This is a genomic window from Shewanella canadensis (assembly GCF_003966225.1).
GTDB classification, from domain to species: domain Bacteria; phylum Pseudomonadota; class Gammaproteobacteria; order Enterobacterales; family Shewanellaceae; genus Shewanella; species Shewanella canadensis.
The window spans coordinates 133,911-156,492 of sequence record NZ_RXNU01000009.1 but is presented as its reverse complement, the minus strand read 5'-3'; the positions used below and the strand labels follow the sequence as shown (position 1 = coordinate 156,492).

19 protein-coding genes are annotated in these 22,582 nt (G+C 47.2%); 6 read left to right on the top strand and 13 right to left on the bottom strand.

The window, feature by feature from the left end; translation table 11 throughout:
- Positions 1 to 261 precede the first annotated feature (261 nt).
- Positions 262 to 1,212 (bottom strand): SphA family protein, encoded by a 951-nt coding sequence (locus EKG38_RS16665; RefSeq protein ID WP_126521348.1) that lies wholly within the window; start codon positions 1,210 to 1,212, stop codon positions 262 to 264.
- Positions 1,213 to 1,936: 724 nt separating this feature from the next.
- Here EKG38_RS16665 and EKG38_RS16660 point away from each other — a divergent pair.
- Complete coding sequence (locus EKG38_RS16660; protein WP_126521347.1) at positions 1,937 to 2,980, top strand: hypothetical protein; 1,044 nt, start codon at positions 1,937 to 1,939, stop codon at positions 2,978 to 2,980.
- Positions 2,981 to 3,073: 93 nt separating this feature from the next.
- Here the strand turns inward: EKG38_RS16660 and EKG38_RS16655 are convergent, their stop codons facing one another.
- The 3 genes from EKG38_RS16655 to EKG38_RS16645 all read right to left on the bottom strand — a co-directional run bounded on the left by EKG38_RS16655 (position 3,074) and on the right by EKG38_RS16645 (position 6,612).
- Entirely contained in the window at positions 3,074 to 3,643 is a 570-nt protein-coding gene (locus tag EKG38_RS16655; protein WP_126521346.1) for a hypothetical protein, read from the bottom strand.
- A gap of 489 nt (positions 3,644 to 4,132) precedes the next feature.
- Positions 4,133 to 5,401 (bottom strand): NAD(P)/FAD-dependent oxidoreductase, encoded by a 1,269-nt coding sequence (locus EKG38_RS16650; protein WP_126521345.1) that lies wholly within the window; start codon positions 5,399 to 5,401, stop codon positions 4,133 to 4,135.
- Between the two features lie 170 nt (positions 5,402 to 5,571).
- A complete protein-coding gene (locus tag EKG38_RS16645) occupies positions 5,572 to 6,612 on the bottom strand; it encodes a proline racemase family protein (RefSeq protein WP_126521344.1) in 1,041 nt (346 codons plus the stop codon).
- A 191-nt stretch (positions 6,613 to 6,803) separates the two neighbouring features.
- Here EKG38_RS16645 and dapA point away from each other — a divergent pair, with 191 nt between their 5' ends.
- The 5 genes from dapA (at position 6,804) to EKG38_RS16620 (ending at position 12,455) form a co-directional block, all read left to right on the top strand.
- Positions 6,804 to 7,718 carry a 4-hydroxy-tetrahydrodipicolinate synthase gene (gene dapA / locus EKG38_RS16640; RefSeq protein ID WP_126521343.1) on the top strand — a complete coding sequence of 305 codons (915 nt, stop codon included), beginning with the start codon at positions 6,804 to 6,806 and terminating at the stop codon, positions 7,716 to 7,718.
- Between the two features lie 158 nt (positions 7,719 to 7,876).
- Positions 7,877 to 8,878, top strand: coding sequence for a 4-hydroxyproline epimerase (locus EKG38_RS16635; RefSeq protein WP_126521342.1), 1,002 nt, complete (start codon positions 7,877 to 7,879; stop codon positions 8,876 to 8,878).
- A 58-nt stretch (positions 8,879 to 8,936) separates the two neighbouring features.
- Complete coding sequence (locus tag EKG38_RS16630; protein WP_126521341.1) at positions 8,937 to 10,502, top strand: aldehyde dehydrogenase (NADP(+)); 1,566 nt, start codon at positions 8,937 to 8,939, stop codon at positions 10,500 to 10,502.
- A 119-nt stretch (positions 10,503 to 10,621) separates the two neighbouring features.
- Positions 10,622 to 11,293: a GntR family transcriptional regulator gene (locus EKG38_RS16625; protein WP_126521340.1), complete on the top strand. Its 672-nt coding sequence runs from the start codon at positions 10,622 to 10,624 to the stop codon at positions 11,291 to 11,293.
- A 97-nt stretch (positions 11,294 to 11,390) separates the two neighbouring features.
- A complete protein-coding gene (locus EKG38_RS16620; protein WP_126521339.1) occupies positions 11,391 to 12,455 on the top strand; it encodes a ketoacyl-ACP synthase III in 1,065 nt (354 codons plus the stop codon).
- A 94-nt stretch (positions 12,456 to 12,549) separates the two neighbouring features.
- Here EKG38_RS16620 and EKG38_RS24990 read toward each other — a convergent pair whose 3' ends face one another.
- The 9 genes from EKG38_RS24990 to EKG38_RS16570 all read right to left on the bottom strand — a co-directional run bounded on the left by EKG38_RS24990 (position 12,550) and on the right by EKG38_RS16570 (position 22,582).
- Positions 12,550 to 12,723, bottom strand: coding sequence for a hypothetical protein (locus EKG38_RS24990; protein ID WP_185826886.1), 174 nt, complete (start codon positions 12,721 to 12,723; stop codon positions 12,550 to 12,552).
- Between the two features lie 636 nt (positions 12,724 to 13,359).
- The gene (gene pntB / locus EKG38_RS16610) at positions 13,360 to 14,760 is read right to left on the bottom strand and encodes a Re/Si-specific NAD(P)(+) transhydrogenase subunit beta (RefSeq protein WP_126521338.1); all 1,401 of its coding nucleotides are present in this window, start codon (positions 14,758 to 14,760) and stop codon (positions 13,360 to 13,362) included.
- A gap of 14 nt (positions 14,761 to 14,774) precedes the next feature.
- Positions 14,775 to 16,319, bottom strand: a complete 1,545-nt coding sequence (locus tag EKG38_RS16605) for a Re/Si-specific NAD(P)(+) transhydrogenase subunit alpha (protein WP_126521337.1) — start codon at positions 16,317 to 16,319, stop codon at positions 14,775 to 14,777.
- 833 nt (positions 16,320 to 17,152) lie between these two features.
- The gene (locus tag EKG38_RS16595; RefSeq protein ID WP_246033200.1) at positions 17,153 to 17,656 is read right to left on the bottom strand and encodes a C40 family peptidase; all 504 of its coding nucleotides are present in this window, start codon (positions 17,654 to 17,656) and stop codon (positions 17,153 to 17,155) included.
- Between the two features lie 122 nt (positions 17,657 to 17,778).
- Positions 17,779 to 18,462 carry an exonuclease domain-containing protein gene (locus tag EKG38_RS16590; RefSeq protein WP_439332664.1) on the bottom strand — a complete coding sequence of 228 codons (684 nt, stop codon included), beginning with the start codon at positions 18,460 to 18,462 and terminating at the stop codon, positions 17,779 to 17,781.
- Positions 18,463 to 20,310: a DUF294 nucleotidyltransferase-like domain-containing protein gene (locus EKG38_RS16585; protein WP_126521336.1), complete on the bottom strand. Its 1,848-nt coding sequence runs from the start codon at positions 20,308 to 20,310 to the stop codon at positions 18,463 to 18,465.
- Positions 20,311 to 20,474: 164 nt separating this feature from the next.
- Entirely contained in the window at positions 20,475 to 21,005 is a 531-nt protein-coding gene (locus EKG38_RS16580) for a hypothetical protein (protein WP_126521335.1), read from the bottom strand.
- Positions 21,006 to 21,049: 44 nt separating this feature from the next.
- The gene (locus tag EKG38_RS16575) at positions 21,050 to 21,598 is read right to left on the bottom strand and encodes a CDP-alcohol phosphatidyltransferase family protein (RefSeq protein ID WP_126521334.1); all 549 of its coding nucleotides are present in this window, start codon (positions 21,596 to 21,598) and stop codon (positions 21,050 to 21,052) included.
- Positions 21,599 to 21,811: 213 nt separating this feature from the next.
- Positions 21,812 to 22,582: a tetratricopeptide repeat protein gene (locus EKG38_RS16570; protein ID WP_246033195.1), complete on the bottom strand. Its 771-nt coding sequence runs from the start codon at positions 22,580 to 22,582 to the stop codon at positions 21,812 to 21,814.

Sequence of the window (22,582 nt, the reverse complement as noted above, 5' to 3'; positions counted from 1 at the left end):
TAAACACAGTTTCCCCAAGGGTTTTAGCGGGTTGTGCTGCTTAGTTCCTAACCGAAACCCTTAATCCTATGACCTTAGAATTGTAGCAAGACCAGATCGGTTTCGACGATAAGCTTCATCATATCGGTGATGAATACGTGCATCATTGTTAGTATTGAGAATGTCCTCAAGGATCCTAAAGTCGGACATTGAGAATGTCCGGCTTTTAAGAAGTTAAGTTATGGTAACTTCGGAATATTCGCATTTTTTCGTTAAAAAAAATCAGTTCATCATATAAGTTATGTTGAGCGAATACATTTCACCTTCAAATCGAGACTCTGCGCTGTATTCTTTGGCGTAATTAAACGCAAGGTTCCATTGATTATTGAACCAATACGCAGCCTGTATGCCCACTCCATGTACTTCTGATTTATTCCCGATATCAGTGCCTAAGAGTTGATTCAAGTTGTTGAGGGTGGACGGCAGGTCATCCCTTTGCATTTGCCACTGACTGTAACCACGGATACCGATTTCAAATTGCGCGGTGAGATATTGGCTCCATCCATACTCGATGGTGAGGTGGTCACCCGGAGTCACGTTGGTCTCATCAACTTCGCTGTGAGTTTCATAGGTTGCGGCAAGCATTAAGGCTGTCGCCTGGTCCATCAGGTAATAATATCCGGCAAGTTGGAACTGAGTTGTCCACATATCTAAAGTCACGTCCTCATTACCCACTGGAGCGTATACGCCGATCCCCAGAGTCACGTCGTAATTCTTATTCAACCAGCTAAGCCAAATTGGTTGAATGTACAGGTCACCCAGTCCATGGTCTTCTTCGTCGTCGAAGTCGTTAGACAGGTAAACGGGGTTGAAGTAAAAGCTGTAACGTGCCCCAAGTACTTCCCTGTCAGTCACCCACAAAAACAATGGTGCGATACCGCCAGAGCTAAGTTCGGCATTGATATCTTTACCTGAGCTTGTGACGAGAGTGTCACTTGTGTAGTAAAAGTTGTACTGTTCGTATATAAAACCGGCTTGGTCAGGCACCGTAAGGTCACGGATATTGGCAATTGCCGGGGCATAATGGCCAGCACCTACGATTCCATCCGCAAGTGTAGGGCAGATAAAACCTGCAGCAAGCAGGCCGAGCAGCAGTTTCAGTTTATTACTTTGAGAAATGCGCGTGCCAGCCTTAATTTCTGTTTCTGTAAACCGTATGTTAATTATGCTCATACTTTTCCCTCAACCTACTTAAGTGATTATTTTAGTTTAAGCCATAATGAGGAAAGTATTAGCAAATTGAATATTTAAAGAACATTTAATGGTTTCATCGAGCAATGCCTGGCTCTTAAAAAAGGAAATAGATAAATCTTCCCTCCCTGAGCCTCCCTTACACCTATCTTCTGCATTGGCTTTTCACGCAGCTGATAGCCCGCATAAATCAAGAAATATCCATTAGCGGTAGGTGGCACTCTTTAACTCACTTTATGAGCAATAATCTATTGATATAATTCAAGCTCCCCCCCCTTTAACAAAGTCGTGATAAAGTCCATCACCCTTAAAAAGCTTTTGCCATTGAGTAACCGCTTCGACATCTGACCAAATTCAAACTGACTAAAGCTTTTCTTGATGTTGGCATCACTAATCCCTCTCTATAGCTTTAAATGAAGCCTGGTTGAGAGGGCACAAATCGACAATTATGGATGTCTTGGTTATTTATCCTGGTTATTTTATGTTCTTGCTTGTTGAAGTAACTTTATGCTGCCATATTAAACTGTCAGGGAAATAGACAATACCGAACCACAATCGGAGATTTTTTATCTCTGTTAGTCATTTCTTTCAAGGGCATTTAGATAGTTGCCTAAAATGTTAAGGTGTTAAAAATTGGCAGACAGATAACCTTGAGCCTTCTCAAGGTTGATGATGAATGTAAATAGACTCGAGTATGAGGTAGGTTATGAATGGTTGTACTTTAAATTATAATATGTACAAATTTCTTTTATCTAGTTCGTTAATTTTGTTTTCCAGTTCTTCTTTTGCCACTGAACCTTTGATGAAACCTGAAAATAACAGCTATTTTTCCGTTACTGGTGGTTCAGGTGTCTCACAAGTTAATGAGACTGATAACCGTGAAGACAATCGACAGCATTTACGCTCATTTGATATCCGCTTTGGGCAACACTTTTCCCCTAAATGGCGAATAGACTTAATTCACGCCAATGAAGGCCATCCTTATAATCATCATCGAGACGGTTTTGCCGTGCAAGCAGCTTATGTCTTTGATGCTTTTGAATCATTTCGTCTTGAAGTGGGCACGGGGCCTTATCTCTCTTTTGATACTTACAATGATGCCAATGGCGTTGAATTAAACGAGAAACGTTTGGGTCTCATGAGTACTGCTGGATTTGTATTTCCCGTTGATTTTCTAGGGGAAAATGGGCATTTCAAATTTCAATGGAATAACTATGTAATGTCAGCAAGACCCAATGCCAATTCATTTTTATTCGGTGTGGGCTTTGATATTGATAATAGTAAGTTTCAATATCAACCCAACCGTAAGTCATTTTTCAATGAAGCATGGCTATCTATTATTAACGCTAAAAATAACCATGGTGGCCCTGACACTACCGTAGGCGCAAGTATTGATGTAGCAAAACGGTTTGATAGTAATATTGCACTATCCGTGGGCTACATTTATGAGGGAGGATATAACGGTGCGACCGATCGCCAAGGTTTCTCGGCTCAAGTTTGGAAAGTCGTACCGTTAGCCAGTGGTTTTGAAGGTCGTTTAGGGATTGGCGGTTACTTTGCAAATGATAAAGTTGAAGATAAGCATGGTTATGATCTGAAAGGATTATTTACTTTCGGAATTAACTATTACCCTGAGTGGGAAGGTTACGATGGACTATATTTAGGTGGCAGCATTACCCGAGTAGCAGACCGCAAAGGTTATGAAGACGATGCAGATTTATTCCGTTTTAGTCTGGGTAAAAAATTCTGAGCCGCTGATTGAGTCATCATAAAAATGATGAGAAAAGACTGGCCTATATAAAACTATTATCGACATCGCAGCAAGAAACAGTGACAGCGCCTGTTATGTTTTTTGGTACACAAGATGAAATTCTCGATTTCCCGTACCGTCATACACGTAAATTAGATCAAATACCTTCACCGACTTTTTAGTAACCAAGCTTTTTATGCTGTCTTTTTCTTCCTGTGCAACTTCGCGAGCCGTGCTAAACGGAGTGAATACCCCTACCAAGAGAATACCTGGGCCGTTAGTTGATGCAATGGTCTGCATTGAACCTTTGTCATATTTTTTCTCAATGACAGTTAAAAGCGATTCTCTGAAAGTTTCTTCAGGCTCAACTATCAGCCGCCTACTATCAGGTATGTGAGTCACGTCGTCGGCTGCACCGGATGTAAGCCCTATGGCATGAACCTGATCCAAGAATGCATCAGTGACTTCAATCCAGTTTCTTTTCTGATTGATTTCGACTATTGCTTCTGGTGGCTCTGGCTTTTCCAGAATTTCCAATAGAGACCCCTGGGCCTTAAGGTACTCACCAAAGTCTCGGAGAACAGCGTCTTCATGAGCATATTTTAGATTTCTTCGACTAACCATTAATACCTCTTTCTTGCCGACTGAAAACATAACAATCATAATTCATGAGCCTTAGGTCTCATGGAACGGCTTGTTCTTGCTCTTTAGAAGTGATGACGGAGAAAGGAGCTTGTGGCGACTCAATCCGTGAGTTCACTTTCCATATCATGGCCATGCTCTTGGGCTGCCTTGAGGCCGCCTTGAGGCCGCCTGCGGCGTGAGGGAAGCATCGCTTTCATTTTTCAAGTACCCGCAATCAGATCTCGCAAAGATTAGCTTTACGAGCCTTAAACTGCCTTCAAGCTAACCTAAAATGGCTATTATCATCTGCTTTACTATCGCTTATATTGCTTACAATTTAGCATTTAGTTATCTGAATTTACGCCTGTTTTTCTCTTACCTCAATAGCAAAACACGCACCGTTTTACATTTTCGACCGAAAATCGGCCTAAATCAAATATGTGCAGATGCGGCTGCACATATTCTCGCAGGAAGCGCCAGATAACAATGAAGCTATGAGCTTCATTAACTAATCAACGAACGAACCAACTAACCAAACCTATCGATCCGATAGGGGCTCAAGTCGATATCCGGCTGCTTACCCGTCACCTCCTGAGTGAGCAGCTCGGCTGTGATTGCCGACCAGGTCAATCCCAGGTGTTGATGACCGAATGAGAAAAACACATTTGACTGCTTTTGGCTGCGACCAAGCACCGGCAAACTGTCCGGCAACGAGGGGCGAAAACCCATCCAGCGCTCACCGTCGGACGCAGACGCATCACGAAACAACTCAGGCAAGAGCGCTTTACCGTGAGGGAACAGGCAATCGGCACGGGCATCCACCGGCGGGGCCTTCAACCCGCCAAACTCCACGGTGCCGGCTAAACGGGTCCCCTCAGCCATAGGCGTGATGATAAACTTTCGATTATAGGAGGTTACCGTACGAGACAGCTTGCTCTTATGGGGCATCATCAGATGATAACCCCGCTCCGTCTCTAGCGGCACGGAATAACCTAACTGCTTGGCAAAAGGCTTAGACCAGGCGCCGGATGCGATAATAAGCCTGTCGGTATGCCTGCTGTCACCCGAGTTCATCTCCAGCGCTATGGTCGAGTTGATTTTAGCGGCTTTAATCTGTAATAACTCATCGGTCACCACTTGCCCACCTATCTCTTCGAACTTGGCTTGCAGAGCCAGGCATAATCGATAGGGATCTTCTGTGTGCCCGACATTAGCAAAATAGAATCCATGGGTGATATTTTCGCTTAAAGAGGGCTCAAGGGCTCTCACCTCATCGCCGCTGAGAAGCTGTACCTCGACACCAGCATCGACATAGGCTCGAAACTCTTTTTCTACTTCCGCAACAGGCGTGCCTTCAAATACCAACAGGCCACCATTGAGTGTCAGCAAGTGCTCACAACCACAGAACTCGGTCAATGACCTCATGGCATCGATGGCTCCAAGGTTCAGCGCCTTAATCGCGGCACTATTATGCGCCCTTCGACCCGGCATCATATTTTGCAAGAAGCGCATAAACCATGGCAGAGCCTTGAAAAAATAACGGGGCTGGATCCGAAAGGGTCCGAGTGGATCGAGCAACATCCCCGGCAGCTTAGGCAGCATAGTCGGATCGGCCAAAGGGAAGGTGTGCTCGGTCGCAAAATGCCCCGCGTTGCCCTTCGATGCGCCGGCGCCAGCGCCCTCTTTGTCTATAACCGTCACATTGAAGCCTGCACGCTGTAGCTGTATTGCGGCCGACAGTCCCACTATCCCTGCCCCTATCACGGTCAGAGATCCAAGCCCACTGGTGTTATTCATCTACTCTTCTCCACAGAATATTTACCACTGATTCTTCTGCATTTTTTACCGCAGATCCTTTCCACTCTTCTTTTTTTCACGATAACTCTTTCCACTCTCTTTTACCAAGCACTGTTTGCGCTAATTCTTTCGACTAATTCATTCAACTAACGCTCTCCAGAACGATTAGATTAACGCAGCATAAAACCATCCTGAAATAGGTCGTCGGGGTCGATGAGAAACTGATGATACCCGGTAATAAAGGAGCGGCCTGAAACCTCGGGGATCACCGATGTTTTACCATGGAATTCAGATTTTGACAGGGCACTGACTATCATTCTGCCATCGACGATACTCTCTATCATCAAGGGGGTGTTCAGTTCGACTTCACCTTTCGCGTGTAGCAGCGCAATTCGGGCGGCAACGCCGGTACCGGTGGGTGAGCGGTCCACCTCACCGTCGGCAAAGATACAGACATGACGCGAATGGGCTTCAGGATTGGTCACCTGCTTTGAGGTAAATATGGTGCCGTAGAGAAAACTCAAATCCTCCTCGAGCGGATGAACCAGAGGGTGAGCCGCCATCACGGCATGCTTAATCCGGCGGCCGACATCGATAAGCTGAGCCACATTATCCTGTGCGCAACTTATCCCGTGGGCATCGGCATCCACATAGGCATAATAGGCACCGCCGAATCCTATGTCGTAACCTACCTCACCTACCCCTTCTACCATAACGCTGCAATCGAGCGCCTCGGCCCAGGAGTCTACATTTTGAAAGCTAGCGTGGATTTTACCTTCACTGTCTCGGTGCGCCTTAGCGGTGATAAGTCCCGCAGGTGCATCTATCTTAATGACTCTGGCCTCCCCGGCCAGTTCGATAGCGCCCGTCTCACAAGCCACTTTTACCAGTGCCAGAATGCCATGACCACACATGCTGCTGTAGCCTTCGTTATGTAAGAAGAGTACGCCGAAGTCGGCCCCTTCAGTAATAGGCGGTGTAATGAGTGCACCGTACATATCGGCATGGCCTCTGGGCTCGTGCATCAATAGCTTTCTATAACGATCCAGATGCTCGGTGACATATTGACGCATCTCAAGGATGTTATTGCCCTTAAGCTCTGGGTAGCCAGAGGTGATGATACGCAGGGGTTCCCCCTCGGTGTGGGCATCGAGCGTTATGAATTGTTGACATCTGTCGGTGATTTCCGAGGGCAAATTGTTAAGCAACATGTCGTATTCCTTTCTTATACTTTGTATGCAATATATAGTATTTGGTAGTCGCGAATACAATTAAACATGAAATGGGGTTTTCTTTCGCGAATAATTGTATACAATATACCATAAGTTTTTGGAAGAATCCAAAATTCGACATGAGTTAATCTGTTTATATAAAGCACAAATAGCGCAAAGAGGTCTTAAACATGAAAGTAAATTGGCAAGGTGTATTCCCGGCAATCTCAACACAATTTAACGATGATGGTTCTATCAACTATGAATCGAATGCACGCATGCTCGAAGATCTCATTAACGATGGTATCGACGGCATTATTGCGTTGGGAACGATTGGTGAAAATGCCTCTTTGAGTCATGAAGAAAAGCGTGAATTTATCAAACATACCGTCGAAACCGTCAAAGGTCGTATTCTGGTACTTTCAGGTTGTACCGAAAACACCCCAGAACAAGCCTCTGTATACGCACAAGATGTCGAGAAGTTGGGTGTCGATGGTCTGATGTTACTTCCGGCCATGGTCTATCGCGGAACGGATCGTGAAGTTGTCGCCCATTATCAGTACGTCGCTCGCTCAACTTCGCTACCTATCATGATCTACAACAACCCTGTTGGATATGGCGTGGACATCAATCTTGAGATGACGGCCACTCTTGCCGAAGAGGAGAACATCGTCGCGATTAAAGAGTCGACGACCGATACTCGTCGTCTGACAGAACTGCAGACTCGTTTCGGTGAGCGCTTCAGCATTCTTTGTGGTGTGGATGATATTGCCCTTGAAAGTATCTTCCTGGGCGCAACGGGTTGGATCTCAGGCCTGACTAACGTCTTCCCTCGTGAATCTGTAACACTTTTCAAGTTGGCTCGTGCCGGCCGTATCGAAGAAGCCCGTGAAATCTACCGTTGGTTCATGCCTCTGCTACGCTTAGACACGATTCCGACTCTGGTTCAGTGCATCAAATTTGCGGAGCAAATTGTGGGACGCGGCAGTGAAAACGTACGTATGCCACGCATGACTTTGATTGGTGAAGAGCGTGCATACGTTGAAACACTGATCAAAGAAGCGATGGCAACCCGCATCGATCTGGATAAGTACAACTTAGACTAATTCTGAATCAGATTAAGATGTCAAAATTAGACTAATTCTAAAATAGCCAAAAGCCTGCTCCCCTCATTGAATATTGGGTGAATAAAATCAATAAACTATCACCCAATTTCACTGCTTACCCTACCTAAGGGGGAGAGGCAAAATGGAGTAAGAGTGAGATGTTAAAAGGTACCTTCTTTTGCGTCGATGCTCATACCTGCGGCAACCCGGTTCGTTTGGTCACCAGTGGCCATCCGAATCTTAAGGGTCGTACTATGAGTGAAAAGCGACAAGACTTTCTAAACCACTATGATTGGATCAGAAAGGCACTAATGTTCGAACCCAGAGGCCACGATATGATGTCGGGGGCTTTTTTGTATCCTCCCTGCAGTGACAATGCCGACGCCTCAATCCTCTTTATCGAAACCAGTGGTTGCCTGCCTATGTGTGGACACGGCACCATCGGCACCATTACCGCCGCCATCGAATCGGGTCAGTTAACGGCCAAAGAGCCGGGCAAACTGACGATAGATGTCCCCGCGGGTCAGATTAATATCGAGTATCAGCAAACCGGTGAAAAAGTCGACTGGGTCAAGATCTATAATGTCCCGGCTTATCTGGCTCACCGCGATGTGATCTTAGATATTCCAGGCCTTGGGCCACTTAAAGTAGATGTATCCTACGGTGGTAACTACTATGTCATCGTCGAACCTCAGACCAATTTCCCCGGTTTAAGGCAGTGGACCGCCGCAGATATTCTTCGCTGGAGTCCCGTCGTTCGTCAGGTGGCCCATGAACAACTCAGCTGTGTTCACCCGGATGACCCTACCGTCAACGGTATCTCTCACGTGCTTTGGACGGGAAATACCATCAGTGAAGGTTCCGACGGGGCTAATGCCGTTTTCTATGGCGAGAAAGCCATCGACCGCTCCCCTTGCGGAACCGGTACCAGTGCCAGACTCGCTCAGCTTTACGCCAAAGGTCAACTCGAGGTCGGCGCCCAATACACCCATGAAAGCATCATAGGCAGTCAGTTTATCGGCCGGATAGAAGCCGCTACAACCGTAGGTGAGTACAAAGGCATCATGCCCAGTATTCAGGGCTGGGCCAGGATCACCGGAAAAAATGCCATCACAGTCGATGACAGCGACCCCTACGCATTCGGGTTTCAAGTGGTATAGGCAGCACTCGCTTTTAAGTCGAACCCGACTACTCAAAAAAGAATAATCAGGAACTATTATGACAGACACAATAAAGAGAAGAATTACCGGACAACATTTTATCGATGGTGCTTGGACAGGTCAGGCCGATGCCTTTAATAGCTTCGACCCCGTCACTAACGCAAAGATCGATTGGCAGTTTGCTAACGCCTCTGAGACTGAGGTTGCCCAAGCAGCCACGGCGGCACACGCGGCCTTCACGCAATATCGCTCGAAGACACCGGCGCAGAGAGCCGATTTTCTAGAGGCCATTGCCGGTGAGATCCAGGCCGATATTGAGGCCATCACCGCAGCCGCGCACCGTGAGACCGGCCTTCCTATGGCGCGTCTGCAAGGTGAAACCGGCAGAACCTGTACTCAGCTAAAGCTGTTTGCCACTCGTCTGCGTGAGCCCCTCGAGCCGCGCTTTGTCGACTTGGCAAACCCGCAGCGTGCCCCGCTCCCCAAGGCCGATACCCGCTTAAGTGTGTTGCCTCTGGGTCCGGTCGCCGTATTTGGCGCATCAAACTTTCCGTTAGCCTTCTCTACCGCAGGTGGCGACACGGCATCGGCCTTGGCCGCCGGTTGTACCGTTGTGGTCAAGGGGCACCCGGCCCACGCCGCGACCAGTGAACTGGTGACTCGCGCCATCGAAAAGGCCATCGAGCGGTGTGATATGCCGCAAGGGGTATTTAGCCTGATTCAAGGCAGCACGCCGCAGGTGTCGACGGCGCTGGTCACCCATGGGGCAATCAAGGCGGTTGGCTTTACCGGTTCACTGAGAGTGGGCCGCATCTTGTCGGACTTATGTGCCGCCAGAGCCGAGCCGATCCCCTTTTATGGCGAGCTGGGATCGACCAACCCGCAATTTCTGTTATCAGGAATACTGTCTGCTCAGGCAGAGCAGTTAGCCACAACACAGGTTCAATCTATGTTGATGGGTCACGGCCAATTCTGCACCAGCCCCGGCGTGGTTGTGGCGCAAAAAGGGGAAGCGCTCAATCGCTATATCGCAACGATGACAGAAAACCTGGCCTCTCTGCCCGCTGCGGCCATGCTCACACCGGGAATTGCGTCGACCTATCAGGCACAACTCGAAGCGCTACTGAACCATTCCGCCGTTACCCTTATCGCTCAGGGTCAATCGGCAGAGGCTGGACATCATACCCGCCCGAGCGCGATTCGTGTGTCGGCTGATGATTACTTGGTGTCCAGCGAACTGCAACAGGAGATCTTTGGCCCATGTGCCGTCTTGGTTGAGTGTGAAAATCAGGCACAAATGCTGCAGATTGCCAATGCACTGGAGGGGCAGTTAACGGCCACCATTCATGGCAATGAAGAGGAGTTGGCACAACACCCTGAACTGATTGAAGCGGTCGCATACAAGGTCGGTCGTATAATCTTCAACCAGATGCCTACAGGTGTCGAGGTATGCCACTCGATGAATCACGGTGGCCCTTATCCCGCCAGCACCGATAGCCGCAGTACCTCTGTAGGCAGTGATGCGATGAAGCGCTTCGAGCGCCCAATTTGTTATCAGAATATGCCCCAGACCCTGCTGCCCGATGATCTAAAAACTGACAATCCTAAGGTCATCAGCTTTTAATCTCTTCTTCGCAGGTATCAAAATAGATAAAGGGAACACTGTTTCCCTTTATTTATACTTGCTTTAACGGTAATCTTAGACGGACTAAATAGAATAACGAATAGATAGAAACGGAAAATATGAGCCGATCTACACCAATTATCCATAAAACGCGCACGCAAGTCGTTGTAGAGGTCCTAAGGGAAAAAATTCTATCTGGTGATATTGCCGCTGGTGAACCCCTTCGTCAAAGTGCTTTAGCCGATGAGCTCAACGTCAGTCGGATCCCCGTCAGAGAAGCCTTATTACAATTAGAAGCCGAAGGCTTAGTCAAATTTGAAGCTCACAAAGGCGCTACCGCCACAAAGTTATCGGTTGAACAAGCCACCGAACTTTTTGAACTTCGCGCACTTATTGAAACTGACCTTCTGGCAAAGGCGATTCCTAAGCTGGAAGATGAAGATCTGCTTAAAGCAGAAAAAGTACTCGATGAGCTGGAATCTGCATTTAAGCAGGAAGATGCCGTCAGTACCTGGAGCGAGCTCAATACTCGCTTCCACACCTGCTTATATAGCCCGGCAGACCACCCTCATACACTGGAAGTGGTTCATGGCCTGAACACAAATTGTGATCGCTATATTCGTTTGCAGCTACTCCTTGCAGGCGGAATACCACAAGCAGAACAAGATCATAGAGAGTTGCTTAGTCTTTGCAAGAATAAAGAGATCGATAAGGCTGTCGAATTACTACGCGCGCATATTTTGCATGCCGCTAAAGCGATTCGTAAACTCGTCGCCCAACAAGTGGGTTAGATCACTGTTGGTTAGCTTACGACTTGCTAAGCTTTAGTTAATTACGTTTGATAAGGCAGAGCCAAGGTTCTGCCTTTTTTATTTGAGAGAACCACAGATGCAGTACGCCACTATTACAGGTTGGGGAAAATGTGTTCCGCCAGCCACCTTAACCAATCATGACCTTTCCACTTTTATTGAAACATCGGATGAATGGATAAAACCACGCACAGGCATCAGCCAGCGTCACATCAGCCATGTTGATACTTCTGAACTCGCATCGGTAGCGGCGCAGCGTGCCTTGGCCGCAGCCGGCATCGACGGCAGCGAGTTGGACATGATCATCCTTGCTACCGCAAGCCCGGATACCTTGATCCCAAACATCGCCTCTACGGTACAGGCTAATGTCGGCGCAACATGCGCAGCATTCGATATCAATGCCGCCTGTAGTGGTTTTTTATATGGACTCGGTCTGGGTAGTGCTCAGATTAAGAGTGGTCAATGTAAAAAGGTACTGGTTATCGGCGCCGAGCGTCTCTCTTTCTATCTTGATTGGTCACGTCGTGAAACTGCCGTACTGTTCGGTGATGGCGCGGGTGCCGTTGTGCTTGAGGCGACAGACGAAGCTATCGGCATTTTAGGCTACGAGCTTAACAATGATCCTGCCGGTCGCGATATCCTCAAAGCTGGCTTCGGTACTGCAATGGACAGATTCAATGCCGCGTCATTAGACTTCTATATCGAGTTTAACGGTCAGGAGATCTTCAAGCGCGCTATCTCTGGCATGGGTAAGCTGAGTAAGAAAGTCCTCGAGAAGTGTGATACTTCGATAGATGATATCGATTGGGTTATTCCTCATCAGGCGAACGAGCGTATTATCGATACCCTTATCAGCCGTATGAAGATCCCGAAAGAGAAAGCGATTGTGAACATTGCCAATTACGGCAATACATCGGCAGCCACAATTCCTATCGCCATCTGTGATGCGCTGGAGCAAGGTAAGATTAAGCCAGGTCAAACGATACTCTCTTGTGCATTTGGCGCGGGGCTTACCTCGGCTGCGGCATTGATTAAGTGGGGCGATAGAGTCACTCCAATTAATGAAAGCGATGCTGAGCTTCCTCCATGCGATAAAACCGGCATCGAGTTAGTCAGTAAGGCTGTGAAGCACTTCTGCGGCTAAACTCGTAGCTCGTAAGCATAAAAAAATACCAGCCTATGTGCTGGTGTTTTTTGTTTAGTCTTTAGAGCTTAGTGTTTAGAGCTGTCTGTTCGCGTCAGTTATATCCACGCACATAGATAGAGGTAACCTCATCACAGCAGAGAGTTTCATTAAAAAGGGTCGCCAATACCGGCTCCTCACTTTTAATCAGCGCACATTGAACAAACTCACTAATCTGATCGATTAAATGGTTATTCTGATCATTTTTTAAAATATGCTTGTTTTCCATGGTATCGCCTCTTAATAAGTGAAGTAATAGTTATACCAATCGGTATAAAGACGTGATCACTCAGCGAGAATTTAGCGCTTCTGAGGCAAGGCAACGAGTGAAGAACATAGTTATTCTACGTTTAAGTTCGTTAACACAGCATCGGATGCGCTAAAACTCGCCTTTCAGGAGTATTTTTGGCTGCCTACTTCTGTGTTGAATAACTTCAGAAGGGAGCACCATTCCCTCATCCATTCGCCTTGAATTAGTTTGCAAAAAAAACTCTGAGTAGCTCACTTTCTTATACCTATTGGTATTATGCCCTACTGATACCATCTCATTGATTCAACCAGGTTGATATCACACCAATTTAAACGTGAACTTAACTAAACAAATCTTAAAAAGTCAGTAAAAACATCGTGAGTTCAATCAGTAACTGGACAAGTGTCGAAGTTCAATTAAACATCAATACTCGAGAACTTTAAATACAAATTTTTAAAACTTTAGTTTTATTCACGTAAAACATATCGCGAAAAGTTTGAAAGCTATTTCAGGGAAGTTCCCGCTTTTTGAGACAAAAAAATGCCAGTCACTTGACTGGCATTCTTGTTCAACTCGACTATCTAACCAAAGAATCTAACCAAAGACTCTAAATTTTTAGATATTGGCTAAAATTTTGTTAACCGTTTCTTTAGCATCACCGAACAGCATTTCCGTGTTCTCTTTAAAGAAGAGCGGATTCTGTACTCCCGCATAACCTGTCGCCATAGAACGCTTAAAGACAACCACGTTATCAGCATTCCAGACTTCGAGTACCGGCATACCCGAAATTGGGCTACCAGGCTCTTTCGCTGCAGGGTTAACCGTGTCATTCGCACCAATAACCAAAACCACATCGGTATCGGCGAAATCATCGTTTATCTCATCCATCTCCATCACAATATCGTATGGCAGTTTGGCCTCAGCTAACAGTACGTTCATGTGGCCAGGCAAACGCCCCGCTACCGGATGGATAGCAAAACGCACATTCACACCACGCTTACGCAGTTTCTGAGTGATCTCTGCAACCGGATACTGAGCCTGCGCAACCGCCATACCATAACCAGGGGCTATGATAACGTTGCGTGCATTTTTCAGCATATCGGCGACATCATCGGCCTGAGTTTCGCGGTGCTCGCCTTGATCAGCAACCCGCTCTAGCACAGTACCACCTTCGGTGCCGAAACCACCTAAGATCACAGAGATAAATGAACGATTCATCGCTTTACACATGATGTAAGAGAGGATTGCACCCGAGCTACCGACTAACGCACCGGTAATGATCAATAGATCGTTACCTAACATGAAACCAGCTGCTGCCGCCGCCCAACCTGAGTAGGAGTTCAGCATAGAGACAACCACTGGCATATCTGCGCCACCAATGGCCGATACCAAGTTATAACCGAATACGAAGGCAATCAGCGTCATGATAACCAAGGCACCAATCGCATCGGTTTGCATGTAATAGGCACCTAAGATAACAGATGCGGCTATCATGCCAAGGTTCAACCAATGTGCGCCAGGCAGTGATTTAGGCGCGCTACTGACCAGGCCACGAAGCTTAGCAAAAGCCACGACTGAACCGGTAAAGGTCACCGCACCGATAAAGATACCCAGAAACACTTCAACATCATGAATGGTTTTAGCCACGGGATCGATATGACCCGTCACCGCATCCATCAAGGCACCATGATCCAGTGTGCTCGAGAAGCCTACCAGCACTGCCGCCATACCCACAAAGCTGTGCAAGATAGCCACCAGCTCAGGCATTTCGGTCATCTCAACTTTCAGTGCTAAACGCACACCGATAGCCGCACCTATGGCCATTGCACCGGTAACAATCCAGCTATTATCCCCAATTTGAGTACTGGCAAGGGTCGCGACAATCGCAATCACCATGCCGATAATACCCAAGATATTACCGCGTTGAGCGGTTTCTTGTTTACTTAAGCCTGCAAGACTGAAGATAAACAGGACTGCAGCAATCAAATAAGCTGCACTTAATAATCCTATAGACATATTCGTCAATCCCCTTAGTCTTTACGGAACATTTTCAGCATACGCTGAGTGACGGTGAAACCACCGGCAATGTTAATCGAGGCAATGAGTATCGCAATGCCAGACAAGACTAGCACCGCCGTACTATCACTGTTCATCTGCACTAAGGCACCAACAACGATAATGCCACTGATCGCATTGGTTACACTCATCAGAGGGGTATGCAGAGAATGGCTCACATTCCAAACGACGTAGTAACCGACGACACATGACAGCACAAATATGCTGAAGTGCTGCAGGAAGTCTGCTGGTGCCGAATTAGCGATTAAACCGAACAGGCCAGCTGCAACGGTTGCGATGAAAGGTTTGACCCAAGGGTTCTTTTTCTTCTCGACCACTTCGACAGCGGCTTCCGCTGCTTTAGCTTGAGGCTGAGCACTGACCTGAATTGCAGGTGGCGGGAAGGTGATTTCACCATCTTTAACCGCAGCCACACCACGGATAACCTCATCGTCGAAGTTAATCTCATAGTTGCCGTCTTTTTCCGGCACCATTAACTTAAGCAAGTTGACTAAGTTAGTACCGTAAAGCTGACTCGCTTGCGTAGGTAAGCGGCGTGAAAGCTCTGTATAACCGATAATGGTGACATTGTTGACCACAGCGACTTCACCAGGAACCGTCAGTTCACAGTTACCGCCATTGGCCGCAGCCAGATCGACGATGACACTGCCGGGCTTCATTAAGCCAACCATGTCTTCAAGGATCAGCTTGGGCGCTGGTTTGCCAGGAATAAGTGCGGTGGTAATGATAATATCGACATCTTTGGCCTGCTCACGGAACAGCGCCATTTCAGCATCGATAAACTCTTTACTCATGACTTTGGCGTAACCATCACCTGAACCCGATTCCTCTTCGAAATCAAGCTCCAGGAATTCGGCGCCCATGGAGTTAATCTGCTCTTTCACTTCGGGGCGAGTATCGAAGGCACGAACGATCGCCCCTAGGCTACCTGCAGCACCTAATGCTGAAAGACCGGCAACACCGGCACCGATAATCAATACTTTTGCCGGCGGTACTTTACCCGCGGCGGTGATTTGACCGGTAAAGAAGCGACCAAAATGGTTCGCCGCTTCGATGACAGCGCGATAGCCATCAACGTTGGCTAACGAGCTGCGCGCATCGAGAGACTGGGCACGTGAAATCCGTGGCACCATGTCCATAGCGAGCAGGTTAATCCCTTTAGCCTTAAACTTTTCCAGTAACTCTGGATTCTGGGCTGGCCATACAAAACTTGCCACTGTCGAACCGGCTTTCATTAAATCGGCTTCGTCAACGCCAGTGTCTGCATTAATACCAGGTGCATTGACCTTTAGTATGAGATCAGCCTGAAACGCTTGTTCGAGGCTAACAACCTCTGCACCCGCTTCTTGATACGCCTCATCTTTGAAGTTAGCCGCCTCTCCGGCACCGCTTTGTACCACAACACTGAAGCCTAATTTCTTAAGCTGTATCACAGTGGCAGGCGTCGCGGCTACCCGGCTCTCCTGCGCGAGGATCTCCCTTGGTATTCCGATTTGCATAGTTATTTCCTGGTGTCGATAGTAATGATTACAACTGCTGTTACCGATAAATCTAACTCGGTAATACAATTGCTAATATTTATATGTTTATGATCAAAGCAACCAAATAGGGTGAGTTGCTGCCGCTAAAAGTGACTAAGCATTCAGTCAAGCGCATCATAAAACCTATCAACAATACCAAGATATTTGCGTCATGGGTCAATAATTTTCAATTTTTGGAGATAAAATCAATTATTTTTCTGAGGATGTTTGTTAGTGACGCCCTGTCAATCACCTTCTGGTCTTAGTTATTAACAATTGTTATCAGTTTCATCCACATGGAGATGAATTTCATTTGGATTTTTAAGCGTAAATCGATTAAAGAGCAGATTAACTCAGCCATTGTTCTCAAAATCAGGTTAATCGGGATTTATGAGCAGCGCAGAAAAGAATTGAATAGAGTGTGAGTACGATATCACTCTGTGCTCAGAGATTGATTTTATAGCCTCAACGGTTAGAGGTGCAATTCATCCCAATAAATTTGCTGTTTGAAATGCGCGGCCAGACGAAGGTTTAGATCATTAAAGCTTGGGAGAGACTCCTCGAGCCCAACTATACCAGTCGGTATAAGAAAGTGATCTACTCAGAGTTTTTTTGGCAAACTAATTCAAGGCGAATGAATGAGGGAATGGTGATCCCTTCTGAAGTCATTCAACACAGAAGTAGGCAGCCAAAAACACTCCTGAAAGGCGAGTTTTAGCGCATCCGATGCTGTGTTAACGAGCTTAAACGTAGAATAACTATGTTCCTCACTCGCTGCCTTGCCTCAGAAGCGCTAAATTCTCGCTGAGCGATCACATCTTTATACCGATTGGTATTAAACACGACCAGACAAAACGATGGCAGTTATTGTCGAACAGGTCATATTCCCGATATTGAAAAATGGCTGCTTCGGCGCGCTCGAGTACACCGGCATCGATGAGTGGTTGATGATCATGGCTACAGGCGATATAGATCTTGGTCCCGGTTCTGCCCGCCAGAAAGCGGTTAGTTGAGACGGCTCGGATTAATCCGCTACCATGAAGTTCGATAAGAATATGGTCATCGAGCCAGATCCCTGTGTGTTCAATCATGCCATAGACGAAGCAGCAGATAATGGCGCCGGGTTGTGGCTTCACCTGTTTATGACCCGGATGCCACAGGCTCGGCTTCAGTGCGACATGCTGACCATCCTCAGGCATCGAGGGGGCCTTCCCCATGCGGCGATCATGCTCCAGTTGATGCCGTTTCTCTCGTCTGTCAGCCAACATCACTGCACCTAAGGTTGCCCCGCCAAGCCAGATTAAGGGTAATGCCATCTGTTGTACTCCTGCGATGCCAAAGTTCATGTCAGCCTTCACATTAATGGCTCCGATAGCACTTGTGAATGTCAAAAGTGTAACCAGACTTAATTGCGGTAACCTAAAACAACGCAGATTTTTTACTTAACAGACAGAAGTTCACCTATGGTCAGCTTTTGAGTGTCTCCCATCGCAGATGCTTGAGCTAACAAGAGCTCACCACAGGCAAGCGCATCGACCAAAGCATTATGGGCCGCATAGACAGGTAGACCATATCGGGCCCGACATGCTCCCAATCGCAATGTTCCCTCTTTCAATACATCTTGTTTACGAAGTAAACGTTTACGTTCAATCGCTAGGGTATCGATCGCCAGCAACTTTATCGACTCCCCCGTCACCTGTTTAATTGCCACCTGTAAAAAGCCTAAATCCAATGGCGAATGATGAGCAACCAACAATTTTCCTCTGGTACGCTCCATGAACCATTCAATAGCAGAATCGAGAGAGACACCTGCTTGTAGCTGATGGTCGACGATACCGTGTATGGTTGCACTGTGCCCGACACTGCCATTTATCTGAATCAACCGCTGTTCTGCACGATTCAGTTGCAACAGGCCTTTCTCTATGGGAATTAACCCTATGCTCAGTATCTGATCGCTATGCGTATCTAACCCTGTCATTTCAAGATCGACGGCCATTAGAGATGCCTCAGAAAATACCTGACTAACGGCAGGCATTTGAGAGCGGTAGTACTGTTTAGTCACATCGGAACGACTCACAAAGGCGCGCCAGCACAGTTGCGAGCGCAGAACGAATCCCATCACCTAAAAGGTCCTCGTAAATTTAAGCTTTATCCCGGCCTGAGCATCATGCACCACCTTAAATGCATCCCGTAACTGATGACGCACCAGTGAGGAGAGATTCTGTGGTTTCAGGTAATTAGACAGTTCTATCGAGTGAGTGTACTGATAACCTTGATTGGATAGACGCATATGGGCGATAAATTCATGGGCATCGGCGAGATTCAGTGCATCTTTACGATTAATGATATTGCTCTCCATTAATGCTCGAATACGTTTCGCCGTATTCACCTCTTTAATGCCGGCCGACAGCGCATAAACCCGGGCAATATCATTAATCAAGGCATTGCCCTTGTGTTTCAGATCGATCCCCTTCACCTCTCGTCCGTCGCGTTCAAGCACAAACTGTTTGAAAAACCCTAACGGCGGCGACTCCAGCAATGAGTTATTGGTCATTCCGGCAAGGAAGATATCATTGTCTTTAGTTTCCGCTAACACCTTGTCCTGCAGGCTATCAAACAGAGAGCTCGGTCCGTAGACAGAGCGCATATCGAAGAAGATACTCGCATGCATTAACGCCTTAGGCTCCGGAGTATTCACCCACTTACCGAAGCGCTGTTGCCATTGAGATAGGGTCAGGCGCCACTTAGGATTCTGCGCCATGATATCGCCGGGACAATAGATATAACCACATCTGTCCAGGCCGTTACATACCGCCTTGGTCAAGGCTTCAAAATAGCCGGCAGCCGCCTCATCGGGTTCATGAGCGAGCAACAAACCGTTGTCCTGATCCGAACATGCCGCCTGATCTTGCCGTCCCTGAGAACCGAATGCCAACCAGCAGAAGGCCATGGGGGCTTCTCCCAGGATCTGTTGGTTTAAGACGATGAGGCGTCGGGTCAAGGCATCGGTTACCGAGGTCAGTACCCGGCCAATCTCCTCGGCTCTGGCATCGGCGCTGATCAGATTCTGCAACAAGAGCGGGATCTGCTTACTGACACCGATTAAGCTTTCAAGATCATTTTGACGCTCTATCTCACCGATCAAAAGCAAAGGTTGTGAGCTTTGGCCACGTAAGATGTCGGTGCTGGTCAATACCCCCACGGCGCGCTCATCGTCAACGATGGGCAGATGATGAATACTATGCTCACTCATCAACAACATGGCTTCAAATACCAGCGAGTTTGATGTCAGGGTCTTGGGCTTTGTCGTCATGGCCTGATGAACGGGCAGACTTCCCTCTAACCCTTCCGCTAAGACTCTGTTTCTCAAGTCTCTGTCAGTCAAGATCCCGCTAAGCTTGTTATTATCTATCACTAAGACCGATGAGACCCGCGCCGAGCGCATTTTTCGGGCGGCATCACTCACCGTCGCATTAACGTCGATAACCAGAGGGTCGCCTGACATCAATGAGCTGACCCGATTGGTGGTGGTTAGCTCTTTGGCCTTGAAACGGGTCTGATGACGCAGGCGTTTAGCGAAGGCGCGGTTAAAAAAGCGATCGAATTGCCGACTCTCTACACGCAGGTAATCGAAGGTGTCGGGATCCAGGTGATACACCAGGCCATCTTCGAGGATCCGAACCCGGTTACTCACCTTTTCACCGGATAACAGGGAGGGAAAGCCGAAGTAATCCCCCTCGCCTAACCTGTCCAGCAACTCGCCATCATTATCTCTCACCTCGAAAGCGCCGCTGCGTACGATATAGAGCTGAGGGTGACTCTCATCGAGCGGCACAAACGCAGATAATTTACTGTAGTAGCCGACGCTCAGGCTTTTACAGCAACGTTCGAGTGTCGCGAGCTCAAGAGTATCGAAAGGCACCTGAGCCTTAATAAACTCGGTAATGGGTTGAAGTTCACTTGCATCCATAGACTGTCACCAGAAAAGCGGAGGTAGATACTGATAGTAAAACTATACCTAATTCAAAAAGGTACAGGTATTCGACTTATGGCGCAGTCATAACACTCATTAGATTACACTCACCTAGGCTTGGACACTTGAGAGAGCAATAAAACCCTGTTATTAACTAACAATCAAAAAGAATAGTTTATGACTTGTAAGCAGGGGGTATTCGATACGGTAGGCTCATAGTCATCACCCAGCAATTCATAGAGTCGATTCTGAGCTCGATAATATGTCTCAAGTCGCTCAAACGTATTGAAATATTTATACTGATAACCATTAAAGTTCTCTCGGAAATGCCTCACTTTCCGTACGCAGACCCGCAGCGCTATAAGTAAATCGCACAGGGATGCCGCATTTTCAACAGACATATCATTGAAAACAGCCTCGGCTTGTTTGGGGCTTTTCTGCGTAGAACCTAGAACAAATAGTGACCAGTAAAGCCTGCCAGCATTATAGCCAAGCTGACGTAAATTAGGATCGGTATATTGCTTGGCGATAAATTCCTCAAAATCATCTCTCACTCCATTATGATTTGAATCTATGCCTTCGAGAGACTGATGCCCACTTTTTTCATCTATTATGGACGCCTCGTCATCATCGAGAACCGACGCAAAAATATTAACTGGCAATAATAGGAAACAAAATAATATCCTTATCATTTGCAACTCCCTTTATAAAACTGTACTTAATTGGTAGATAGACATCAGGCTAACGCTTTATGGCTCCATACATAGAAATAGTGTCCTCCGCTGATAAAGGCCATCACGATCAGTGACCACATACCAACTTGAAAACTCAGCGGGGTAAGGAACGGGTAAACCTGATCGGTTAATAGCATCAGGGCAAAGGTTATCTGCACGAACGTACTCGCCTTTCCCCAGATACTCGGGGCTATCTCATAACGGCCAAACTGCCAGTGATAGAGAAGGGCGCCGCAGACGATTAAGAGATCTCTTATCACGACGACCGTGGCCACCCACCATGGCAGCAGGCCCACAATCGCAAAAGAGACATACACACTGACCAGTAATACTTTATCGGAAATAGGATCGACAATCGCACCGTAACGACTGACGGCATTTAATTTACGGGCTAAGAAGCCATCGACGCCGTCACTGAGTCCGGCAATAAATGCAATCCATATCACGCTGCCATAGTCTTCATTCAGGATCATCAGGCAGATAGGTATAGCCAAGATCAGGCGCAATGTCGTCAACATATTGGGAATCTGCTTGATTACTGAACTAGCCATAACTTATTAACCATCCTGGATTAAGTTTACCTATCCTTAGTATATCCGCTCCGACTCAAAGTGCTCATTTACGTCGCTTAGCGATAACCTCTCTTCGATTTTGCCATCTATTGATACTGACATCTACTGCATCGCCTTATCACTCTCTTATCGCCGCCTTAATAAATAGTGATGCGGCCCGGTTGAAAGTACTTACCGATAAAAAATCCGAACTCAGTAGATCAACTTGCCCTCAAGCTGATTTTTTAATGCCTGTACGGCGGGCATCAATTGACGATGAGTCGGCATAGTATTTATCGTGTTCAGGCCATTTTGATAGGCTGCTTGTGCGTCAACAAAGCGCATCTGCAGATAGTAGATATCTCCTTTCTTGAGTTGCCAACGAGGCAGAGCTTTGACACTGCCTGGCAAGCGTTCGATGGCCGAGAGCGCCAATTGAGTTTCGTCTTGCTCAAGGTAGCTGTCGACCAGAAGCTCTATTAAGGTGACGATCGGGCCGAGCCTGTCAATTCCATCGTTGAGCCCCTCAATGGCCTTGCTAAGCCCCTCGATCTCTATCGACTTGGCCATCATCGCACGCTCAATAAACTGATCCGGCGTGGGCCTGTTTAACAGGCTCATAAAACTATCCATCTCATCGGTCGCCAAATCGTACTCTTCCAGCGCTAAATAGGTTCTAGCGAGATTCAATCTGGCCGACTTATATCTGGGATCTAACGCTATCACCTTAGATAGCAAGATTTTCGCCTCATCCGGCATCCCCGCCTGTAGTCGCATGCGCCCCATATAAAACCAGATATCCAAACGTAAATTATCATCATGGGTGTTCTTAAGGGCACTTTGAAAATCACGCCAGGCCAACTCCCAATGCCGGTTTTCACCGTGCAGCTCTCCTCGCTGCAGATACAGATGAGCATCATCTGTCTGTGATAAGAGCAAGTCGTCATAGTGTTGCACACGTAAGTCGACCTCTACATGCGCCAT